The organism is Methanogenium sp. MK-MG, assembly GCF_009914725.1.
Lineage (GTDB): Archaea > Halobacteriota > Methanomicrobia > Methanomicrobiales > Methanomicrobiaceae > Methanogenium.
This window is the reverse complement of the sequence record NZ_JAAAWJ010000097.1, coordinates 1-5,766: the sequence shown is the minus strand read 5'-3', so window position 1 is coordinate 5,766 and position 5,766 is coordinate 1. Positions and strand designations below refer to the sequence as shown.

General features: G+C 48.3%; 7 protein-coding genes. 4 read left to right on the top strand and 3 right to left on the bottom strand.

Translation table 11 applies throughout. The annotated features are described in order from the left end of the window. On the top strand, positions 1-338 hold a 338-nt coding region (locus MKMG_RS10295; RefSeq protein WP_174235654.1), incomplete at its 5' end, for a nitroreductase family protein. Between the two features lie 81 nt (positions 339-419). Here MKMG_RS10295 and MKMG_RS10290 read toward each other — a convergent pair. Continuing rightward, complete coding sequence (locus MKMG_RS10290) at positions 420-1,010, bottom strand: acetate uptake transporter (RefSeq protein WP_165077772.1); 591 nt, start codon at positions 1,008-1,010, stop codon at positions 420-422. 454 nt (positions 1,011-1,464) lie between these two features. Between MKMG_RS10290 and MKMG_RS10285 the strand changes: the two genes are divergently transcribed. From MKMG_RS10285 to MKMG_RS10275, 3 genes are all read left to right on the top strand, one after another. Continuing rightward, complete coding sequence (locus tag MKMG_RS10285; protein ID WP_165077770.1) at positions 1,465-1,617, top strand: hypothetical protein; 153 nt, start codon at positions 1,465-1,467, stop codon at positions 1,615-1,617. Between the two features lie 14 nt (positions 1,618-1,631). Next, positions 1,632-1,832, top strand: a complete 201-nt coding sequence (locus tag MKMG_RS10280; protein WP_165077768.1) for a hypothetical protein — start codon at positions 1,632-1,634, stop codon at positions 1,830-1,832. 106 nt (positions 1,833-1,938) lie between these two features. Beyond that, complete coding sequence (locus MKMG_RS10275) at positions 1,939-4,056, top strand: M3 family metallopeptidase (protein WP_165077767.1); 2,118 nt, start codon at positions 1,939-1,941, stop codon at positions 4,054-4,056. Between the two features lie 121 nt (positions 4,057-4,177). Here the strand turns inward: MKMG_RS10275 and MKMG_RS10270 are convergent, their stop codons facing one another. Beyond that, positions 4,178-4,813 (bottom strand): uracil phosphoribosyltransferase, encoded by a 636-nt coding sequence (locus MKMG_RS10270; protein WP_165077766.1) that lies wholly within the window; start codon positions 4,811-4,813, stop codon positions 4,178-4,180. Further along, on the bottom strand, positions 4,810-5,766 hold a 957-nt coding region (locus MKMG_RS10265), incomplete at its 5' end, for an HAD family phosphatase (RefSeq protein ID WP_165077764.1). The genes MKMG_RS10265 and MKMG_RS10270, both read right to left, overlap by 4 nt.

Here is a 5,766-nt window from a genome sequence, read left to right as displayed (position 1 = left end):
ATGTAGCGGGACTGATAGATGCCTGGGAGAACGATCAGGATGTCATCTGCCGCGACGCCCCGCATCTGCTGGTTGCCCATGTCCCGGAGAGCAACCCGATTGCAGCCGTGGACGGCATCATCGCCCTCACCCATTTCGATATCGCCGCGAAGGCGTTTGGTATCGGCACCTGCTGGGCGGGGTTCGTTGCAATGGCCATCCTCTCCTATGAACCGCTCCGGAAGGAACTCGGGATTCCTGTGGGACGGACGTGCGCCTTCGCGATGATGTTCGGCCACCCGAAGTACAGGGTCTACGGCCTCCCCCGGCGCAACCCGGTGCAGGTGACGTGGCGGTAGGACTTGCTGAAACGCCAAAAGAAAATGGCACAGTCACGGACGTTGTGATGCACGTCCGGTTCCGGGAAAAATAAGGGGTGGTTAAACCGGGAGCACCCGGCTGCCATAGACTTCGTTGATGACTGTACCGACACCCATATAGAGTGCAAGGCAGCCGGAAACAATTCCGGTGATGCCGGCAAGGGTATGGATCAGGTGAACGCCGGTCAGGTTTGCGGCCACAAGCAGCACCACCATAAGGATGACTGTTGCGAAGGTGACCTGCAGGAGCCGGTGCATCTTCAGGGTGCAGATGAACAGCCCGACGATCAAAAGACCCCAGACAGACAGGAATGCCGTGAGATCCATAGCGGTTGGTGCTGTTGCAAGGCCGAGTGCCGGCAGAATCATGATTGCCGCAAAGGAGATCCAGAAGAGTCCGAAGCTCCCGAAGGTGACCATCCCGAAGGTGTTCTTCTTCTTCCATTCCATAATGCCGACGATGAGCTGGGCAAGCCCGCCATAGAAGAGCGCCATCGAGACGATGGTGCTGCTCAGCCCTGTTATTCCGGCATTGTGGAGGCTGAGCAGAATCGTGGTCGTCCCGAATGCACAGAGGCCAAGTGGTGCAGGGTTTGCCGTGTTGTCTATCAGGAAGAGATTGTTTCTGTTCTTTTCTTCGATTTGGTCCATAAGATATTCACATTCTCCGAAAAACTGGTGCGGCCAACTCCCGGTTTGCTGATCAAATCCGGCAATGACGCACCTACATACCAATGTTGTGGTGCAGATTATAAAATATTTACACCAATTCATATTTTTTACCTGAAACTGGTGCACCTCATCCGTTGGTTGTGGTGCATGTGCGCACAGGAACGGGTCGGGTGCATCTGCCGACGGACACCACTTCCCGATTCAGATCGTATGCTTCATGCGAAACAGAGCGGGGCCGGGATGGTGAAGATATGGTATGCGGGAAGAATGAACACCCGCATATTTTGCATTCAGATGCCCTTTCTTTCAGTATTTTCTCTCAGAAATCTCCTGCACAATCTCTCTTCATGCGTATAAAAAATACCCTTCCGCAAATCTGCAGGCGATTCCTCAATTGCCTTCAGTGTCTCCTCACTCAGCGGTTATCTGTATTATGGGCGCTGTGCTGCTCTCTGTAGTTTATGCAATCCTCACCCGGACAAAAATAACTCGTATGATCCGTATCGGGCTCCCCGGCCTTGTCATGGCAGCGGGCTTTGCCCTTTTTATGCGGCTTGATGTCCCGATGTTTCTTGTCGGGCACTGATATTCGTGGTGCTCATGGCCGTGCTCATTCTTCCCTTCGTATTTTCCCATTGGTTCGGTAAGGAAGTGCGGTTCACCCGCATTCTTATCTGCGATATCCTGGTCTCAGCTGTTGGTATTGTTCTCCCGTTTCTCGTTGTCCGGTCCGGCCTCTCGATGGTTCCGGCATTGTACTGGCACACCCCCACGGGGTATTTCAAACGGATAATATTTTGATCACCGGACCTCTCCTGGAAAGACCGGAACGGCATCAATCCGATCTCCGGGCACATACCGGAGGTTTTTATTCTCATTCAGACAGACGTACGGTTACTGATTTTCCATGCATACCCCCGATTATCGAATCCGTTTTTCCCGATTCTCATGGCTTATTGTTCTGATCGTCGTCGGTCTTCTGACCGCAGGCAGTCTCCGGAACACCCGGCAGGAAGATGCCGCAGATGTTTTTGTTCCGGGAGAGAAGAGTCCCATACAGACACACTACTCTCCGGGCGAAATAACAGAACTAAGTGCTGCCGCAGAAGAGACTGCCAACGCCTCGCTCAGCACTATTGCTGAAATTCCCGCGGACGAGTGCACCTTTGACAACACTCTCATTGCATTTGACAGGATTATGACTGACTATGCCGATGCCGTCTGCCCGCTTGTCCTGATGGGGAGTGTCTACCCGGATGCAGAGATCGCTGCAGAAGGGATGTCCTGTGAAGAATCCGCCGCTGTCTTCGATACCCGTGTATATACCCGCCGTGACCTGTATGACGTTCTCCGGGAACAGACCCCGCGAAATACAGAGGAATCCCGGCTCTACACCCTGACCATCAGGGCATTTGAAAAGAACGGACTAAAGCTCTCTGAAGAAAGCCTCACAAAGGTCCGGGAGATGAAGACGACGTTGAGCGGACTTGAAACCCGCTACTCGGCCAACCTGAACAACGATAACACCACGCTTGAATTTACCGGAGATGAACTGGCCGGTATATCGCCTGCATCAATGGCCATGTTCTCACCGACCCCGCAGGGTACATATCTGGTCACCATGAAGTATCCTGATTATATTGCGGTGATGACCTATGCCAAAAATTGCGGGACACGCATGAGGATGTATGAGGCATACAATAACCGGCAGGCGGATACGAACACCGCTCTTCTTGAAGAGGCAATCGTTCTGCGCCAGAAGATTGCACGGGAGCTCGGTTATTCCACATGGGCTGATTACCGGATTGACGGCAGGATGGCGGAGAAGACCGGCACGGTGATGGCATTTCTCACCGCAATGCAGGAACCCCTGCAGGAAAAGTACCGTGACGAAATGGCAGACCTGCTTGCCATTAAACAGAGTATGGACCCGACGGCAACCGCAGTTGACGCCTGGGATGTCATCTACCTTCAGGAGATACAGAAAAAGCAGCAGTATGCCTATGACGAAGAGGAGGTCAGGGAATATTTCCCGGTCGACACGGTACTTCAGGGCCTCTTTGACACCTGCGGGACCCTCTTTGGCATCAGATTCACCGAAATGACAAATGCCCCGGTATGGTCTCCTGATGTCCGGCTCTATGCGGTGAAAAACCTGACCAATGATACAATAGGCTACATGTATCTGGATCTCTATCCCCGTGAGGGGAAGTACGGGCATTTCTGTGCCGCTGAGGCGATCAGCGGCAGGCAAAAAGACGGCGCATACTCGGTTCCGGTCATGGCGATTATAGGAAATTTCCACAAACCGGAGGACGACAGGCCGTCGCTTTTGACAATAAACGAGATAGAGACGCTCTTCCACGAGACCGGGCATGCGATGCATTATCTGTTGACAACAGCACCGTATGGCACCCTGTCCGGGTTCAGTGTGGAGTGGGATTTTGTCGAGACACCCTCCCAGACGCTTGAGGAGTGGGTCTGGGACCCCGAGGTGCTGGCATCGATATCGGGCCATTATACCAATTCGTCTGAAAAAATCCCGGCAGACCTTCGCGACCGTGTCATTGCGGCGCGAAACGTCGGGACCGGTGCGTTATACAGCCGTCTGCTGGTCAATTCTCTGGAGGATATGCGGTTTCACACCGCAACAGAACCGGTCGATGTGACGGAGGTCTGGTACCGGACGCATGAGGAAGTCATGGGCACACGCCCACTTCCGGGCACTCATCAGCCTGCATCGTTCGGTCATCTCATGGGCGGATACGACGCCGGATATTACGGATATCTCTGGTCGAAGGTCTACGCACTCAGTATCGTGGACGCATTCAGAGAGAACGGCATGACCAACCCGACTCTCGGCATGAAATTCAGGGATGAGATTCTTTCCCAGGGCAATATGGAGGACGGCATGGTGCTGCTTGAACATTTCCTTGGAAGAGAGCCGGGGCCGGAGGCGCTGTATGAGCATCTTAATATCTCCGTTTCTCCAGAGGCAGCAGATGTAGTAATTACAAAAAAGTGAAGATAAGAACCGGATTATCGTTCAGAAATCCACAGGATCAATACAATCGAAGAATTTAGCCGTCTCTCAAAACGACAAATATAGGGGGAGTTTTTGAGAATCTATTAAGTTCATTGATTGTTTATATGCCAATATTACCGGACTCTTCTGTCTGGAATTTAGGAATGTGGCCAAATAGTCTGTTGCCGGTATCTGTTTTACCATTGCCAACGTAAAAATTTCTAGAAATTCTACACGTAATAAAATGAATATCTTCACATTCTCCAAGTGAGGATTGTACAAATTTAGCATGCATTACCTGACAAATAACAGTAATCGTTTTGCATTTAGGTAATACATCAATTATTTTCCTAATTGATTGACCTGTATTGATAACAGAATCAACAAGGACAACATTCATTTTTTCCAGGCAATATTCTGAAAGAATCTTATTCAGATCCGTTTCTTCACTGATAAATTCAAGTCTTGCATGTGAATCAAAAATCTCTCTGAATCCGTCCGCAACATAAAGCCCTGATCTCATCAGTGTCAAAATTATAGTGAATTCTTGTGGAGCGAGATCAAGTCCTTTTTTGACTCCCTGAACATGAATAATATCTATTGGCTCTAGATGAAGTCCCTTTACATATTCGTAACTTAGTAACTGCCCTAACCTGCGATGCACATTTTTTAATTGAACAGGGCTGAGGTCAGCACGACGCGATTGTGTCGATAAAATTTGAACGGCCTTACTGGAATCTTCTAGACTGGTAATCATTTAACACCCGTTATTTTTGTTTGACGTATATCAATAATTGACAGATTGCTGTGGGTTTTCAGGTATTCAAAGAGATTATCTCGCCTTTTCTTTCCAATAACTATTACTGCTTGCTGTGCGTTTTTCAACATCTCTGCGTCTGCCATCGAATCTCCAAAAGCTATTACATTTGCTCCTTTGTTTACCAACGATTCTACCAGAGTCGCTTTTTCTTCATTACTTATAATAACAGGACTGCGTGCAAGGTTATTTCCGCCAATTACTATTACATTTAGTTTATACCGGCTTCCTACAACATCCCATACCTCTGGAAAACCAGATGTGATCCATATGAGAGTTCTTTTTCGGTTTTGCTCTCTTAATATTGTTAAAATTTCAGGGCTGAGTGTTATTGCCTGAGCAGCTCTCTCTATGAAATTCTGCATTACTTCATAAGGTATTCCTGAATAATACTGAGCTACTTCAAAGAATGATTCAAAGCAATAATCTTCATTCTTTTGAAAGAGATCATATACCGCATCCCTGTCAATACAATCGGAGATTAACAGATAGTCAAGGCAATCTCCTGAAAAAAGTGTGCCGTCACAGTCAAATACTGAATATAATCCATTTGAATTAGAACTTATTTCATTGCAGAAATTTGAGATGTTATGCTGCGATAATTGCTTAAAAAATTCCATAACTCTGCTATCGATATTTGGTGATACTATGAAAGAAAACGGTATATTTTTTGAGATGCATGTTGAATTAAGATTCTTGCATTCCAGATCCTGCCATTCGCTTAATTTTTCAACACTAAAAGAGGTACGTTTTCTCTCTGTATCTCCAGAGCACTGAGCACTGATCTTTTCGGCGGACGATTGGATATAAAAAATATAATCGTACACTTCTCCGTCAGCCTCTGTCCATGCAATTTCATAGCTTCCATCTTCTTTAAGGAAGGCATAATGTCC

Bases quoted from the DNA above. Each gene is read 5' to 3' on its own strand.
- MKMG_RS10290 (WP_165077772.1), bottom strand. From the start codon at position 1,010: ATGGACCAAATCGAAGAAAAGAACAGAAACAATCTCTTCCTGATAGAC.
- MKMG_RS10285 (WP_165077770.1), top strand. From the start codon at position 1,465: ATGGGCGCTGTGCTGCTCTCTGTAGTTTATGCAATCCTCACCCGGACA.
- MKMG_RS10280 (WP_165077768.1), top strand. From the start codon at position 1,632: ATGGCCGTGCTCATTCTTCCCTTCGTATTTTCCCATTGGTTCGGTAAG.
- MKMG_RS10275 (WP_165077767.1), top strand. From the start codon at position 1,939: ATGCATACCCCCGATTATCGAATCCGTTTTTCCCGATTCTCATGGCTT.
- MKMG_RS10270 (WP_165077766.1), bottom strand. From the start codon at position 4,813: ATGATTACCAGTCTAGAAGATTCCAGTAAGGCCGTTCAAATTTTATCG.